We start from the raw sequence: 3857 nt of genomic DNA, 5'->3' as shown, positions 1-3857 counted from the left end.
TTTTTATCTATAAATAATTGAATCATTCTATATCTTTTCATTTTTATTAGCAAGATAATACGATAAACTTCTAGATTTAATCTCTTCTAAATAGAAAACATCACATACTTCATTTATTAGTACCATTGCAGAAATAAACTATATATAGTATCATTTATCGATGTTGAGTACTATATATTGAAAAGGAGTGAATTTAATGAACAACTCAGACAATGTAAAACAGCAAAAAAATACTTTATGGACAACTTTTGATAAAATTATAAACAGTAACGATCAAGACTTAATGCAAGAAAATGCAAATGTTGATGGTCGATCTCCAATGGGAATGATGGGAACATTTGCATCAGAGAGTGCAAAACTTTATGTAAGGGAACATTTGCTTTCTAAACAAGTAAAACAAGCTATTAATCAAAATATTTTATACCCACACGATTTAGATTTTTATGCAACAGGAACAACCACTTGTTCACAAATTCCTTTAGCACAATTGCTGAAAAAAGGGTTCCACACTGGACATGGCCATATGAGACAACCACAAGATATTAAAAGTGCATTAGCACTCTCGTCTATTATTCTTCAAGCTAATCAAAATATGCAGCATGGTGGGCAATCTCTTGCCATGTTTGATATAGATTTAGCACCATATGTGAGGAAAACATTTGAAAAAAATAAGAAAAAGTTAAAAGACTATCCGCTAACAAAGGAACAAATCGAAGTGTTTGCATGGAAAGAAACAGAAAACGATACATATCAAGCATGTGAAGCATTTATTCATAATTCCAATAGTATGCATAGCCGTGGTGGTGGACAAGTTCCGTTTATTTCAATTAATTACGGAACAGATACATCAAAGGAAGGAAGACTATTAATTAAACAATTACTACAGGCAACACAAGCGGGATTAGGAAAAAGTGAAACTCCTATTTTCCCCATTCAAATTTTCAAGTTAAAAAAAGGTGTGAATTTTGAAGAAAAAGATCCAAATTATGATTTATTTGAACTTGCATTAGAAACAACAGCAAAGCGATTGTTCCCTAACTTTTCATTTTTAGATGCGCCATTTAATGCAGCGTATTATAATGGGCACCCAGAAAGTGAAGTATGTTATATGGGTTGTCGTACTCGTGTGATGTCTAATATTCATGGTGAGGAGACAGCAATTGGCAGGGGAAATCTATCATTTACCTCTATTAATCTAGTAAAATTGGCTTTAATAAATGATTCAAAAGAGGGATTTTTCGAATCGTTAAATCATTATATCAAACTTAGCATTCGTCAATTGCTAGAAAGATATTCATATCAATGCACAAAAAAGGCAAGAGACTTTCAATTCCTATATTCACAAGGGATTTGGCGCAATGGAGAAAAACTACAACCGGAAGACTCAGTTACTGAGATTTTAAAGCAAGGAACATTGAGCCTTGGTTTTATTGGACTTGCGGAATGCTTGGTTGCCTTAACAGGAAAACACCATGGGGAAGATAAAGATTCATGGCAACTTGGAAAAGAAATTGTTACCTTTATGAGAAATAAGATGGACCAAGCAACAGAAGAACATTGCTTGAATTTCACTTTAATTGCAACTCCTGCCGAGGGACTATCAGGGAAGTTTATCAAAAAGGATTGTGCTGAGTTTGGAACTATTACAGGTGTAACCGATCATGATTACTATACAAATTCATTTCATATTCCAGTTTATTATCCTATTCAAGCAATTAATAAAATACGTTTAGAAGGACCGTTTCATGCTCTTTGTAACGGTGGTCATATTACGTATATTGAACTAGATGGGGCGGCAGCGCATAATCAAATGGCTTTAAAACAAATTGTTCAAGCAATGGCACAGTATGAAGTAGGATATGGTTCAATTAATCACCCAGTGGATCGTTGTAAATGTTGTGACTATAATGGAGTGATTGAAAATGAGTGCCCTAGCTGTGGAAATATAGAAGATCATCATATTGAAAGAATTCGCCGTATTACTGGATATCTTGTAGGGGACATGTCAAAATGGAACAATGCAAAGCGTAGTGAAGAAGCAGATCGTGTGAAACATAAATGAAGGTAATGAATATTATTCATGATAGTGTAGTAGATGGTGAAGGGTTACGGACAGTTGTGTTTTTTGCCGGTTGTCCGCATCATTGTTTAGGTTGCCATAACCCCAAATCATGGAATCTTTATAATGGTACCGAGATGAGTGTGAAAGATATTATAAAAGAAATTTCCACAAATCCTCTAACTGATGTAACATTTTCAGGTGGTGACCCATTTTTTCAAGCTATCGAGGTCAAAGAAGTTGCAAAGGCAGTAAAAAGTTTAAACAAAAATCTTTGGATTTACACTGGTTATACACTAGAAGAGATACAAAACTCACAAAACAAAGATATGATTGAGCTGTTACATTATGGAGATGTTTTAGTTGATGGAAGATTTGAAATCGAAAAAATAGATTTGACACTTCCATTTCGCGGAAGCTCAAATCAACGTATTATACGACTAAAATAAATATAATTTCCTTGCTCTTTTTCGATTATTAGTCATTACTAATCCAATATTTATGAGCAGAAAGCATCTGCTCATAAATATTGGAAATATACAATAAAAAATTTATAAAAAGGGCCATGCTCAATTCTTACACTTTTTTTGCAATGCTTTTGGAACATATACACAAAAAGGTTCGCTTTCCATGTAATCCCCCGTAATCGCAAATGCCCTAGAACGAGATCCCCCACAAACATATCGAAACTCACAAACACCGCATTTTCCTTTATAATTGTCTGGATTACGAAGGCTTTGAAAAATAGGAGAGTTTCGATAAATTTCAGCTATCGGTTTTGATTTAATATTCCCGGTTTTAATTGGCAATAACCCACTTGGGTATACATCTCCAATATGAGAAATAAATACAACTCCATTTCCATCGTTCACTCCTTTTGGAGCGCGTCCAAATCCATTAATTCCGTCCATCATCCCTTCCATTAGTACATCCCTATATTGAATAATTTGATCGATTTTTTTAATCCCTTTCATTTTTTCTTGAAGAACAACGCGTCTATAGTGCTGAGCAGCTGTGGTTTTTATATCAAAAGAAACCGTTCTGCTAAGCTGGTATAGCCAGCGGAACACTCTTTCATGTTGAATTGGTGAAATCATATCTTCCTCTTTACCACGTCCTGTTGGGACTAAGAAAAATACACTCCACAACACACAACCTAATTCTTCTACTAAAATTGCCATATCTTTAAGTACACTCAAATTATAATTAGAAACAACTGTATTAATTTGAATAGGGATGTTTAATTCGTTTAAATGATGAATTGCATCCATTGTTAATTTAAATGATCCCTCTGTTCCTCTAAAATGATCGTGTACTTCAGCTGTTGGTCCATCTATACTAAATGCCCATCTAGCAATCCCAACCTCTTTTGCTTTTTTAATCGCTTCTTTAGTAACCTTTGGAGTAGCACTGGGCGTCATAGAAACCCGAATACCTTTCTTCACCGCGTATTCCGCAATATCATATATATCCGAACGCATTAATGGATCCCCACCAGTAAAAACAAGCATCGGATTATCCATTTCATAAATATCATCAATTAGTTTTTTTCCTTCTTCTAATGTTAACTCAAAAGGATCACGATAATGCTGTGCTTCAGCACGACAATGTAGACATTTTAATTTACATGCTCTTGTTAACTCCCATATTACAATAAATGGGTTTTTATTATAATCACGATTTGTCAAAAAGAAAGCCTCCCATCAACTTACATACTATATTGTAAAATTATATGTTCATTTATGTTGTGAGTTTTATCACGCATAAGTTTTTAGCAATTAAAAATCCCTCACCAAAA

3 protein-coding genes are annotated in these 3857 nt (G+C 34.0%); 2 read left to right on the top strand and 1 reads right to left on the bottom strand.

Annotation, left to right across the window (positions count from 1 at the left end; genetic code table 11):
• Positions 1-196: 196 nt before the first annotated feature.
• Together ACQGS6_RS24350 and nrdG are read left to right on the top strand one after the other, a co-directional pair.
• A complete protein-coding gene (locus ACQGS6_RS24350; protein ID WP_061660641.1) occupies positions 197-2062 on the top strand; it encodes an anaerobic ribonucleoside triphosphate reductase in 1866 nt (621 codons plus the stop codon).
• A complete protein-coding gene (gene nrdG / locus ACQGS6_RS24345; protein WP_369622727.1) occupies positions 2059-2508 on the top strand; it encodes an anaerobic ribonucleoside-triphosphate reductase activating protein in 450 nt (149 codons plus the stop codon). Before ACQGS6_RS24350 ends, nrdG begins: the two co-directional genes overlap by 4 nt.
• A gap of 120 nt (positions 2509-2628) precedes the next feature.
• On the opposite strand, the gene ACQGS6_RS24340 is transcribed toward nrdG, so the two are convergent.
• A complete protein-coding gene (locus tag ACQGS6_RS24340) occupies positions 2629-3747 on the bottom strand; it encodes a TIGR04053 family radical SAM/SPASM domain-containing protein (RefSeq protein WP_000184720.1) in 1119 nt (372 codons plus the stop codon).
• Between the last annotated feature and the right edge of the window lie 110 nt (positions 3748-3857).

The organism is Bacillus sp. GMs2/2, assembly GCF_050172095.1.
GTDB classification, from domain to species: Bacteria; Bacillota; Bacilli; order Bacillales; family Bacillaceae_G; genus Bacillus_A; species Bacillus_A cereus.
The sequence above is the reverse complement of the archived record's forward strand: the minus strand, read 5'-3'. Positions and strand labels throughout refer to the sequence as shown.

What these genes read in the sequence shown, in the direction of transcription:
- ACQGS6_RS24350 (WP_061660641.1), top strand. Translation starts at nt 197, where the DNA reads ATGAACAACTCAGACAATGTAAAACAGCAAAAAAATACTTTATGGACA.
- nrdG (WP_369622727.1), top strand. Translation starts at nt 2,059, where the DNA reads ATGAAGGTAATGAATATTATTCATGATAGTGTAGTAGATGGTGAAGGG.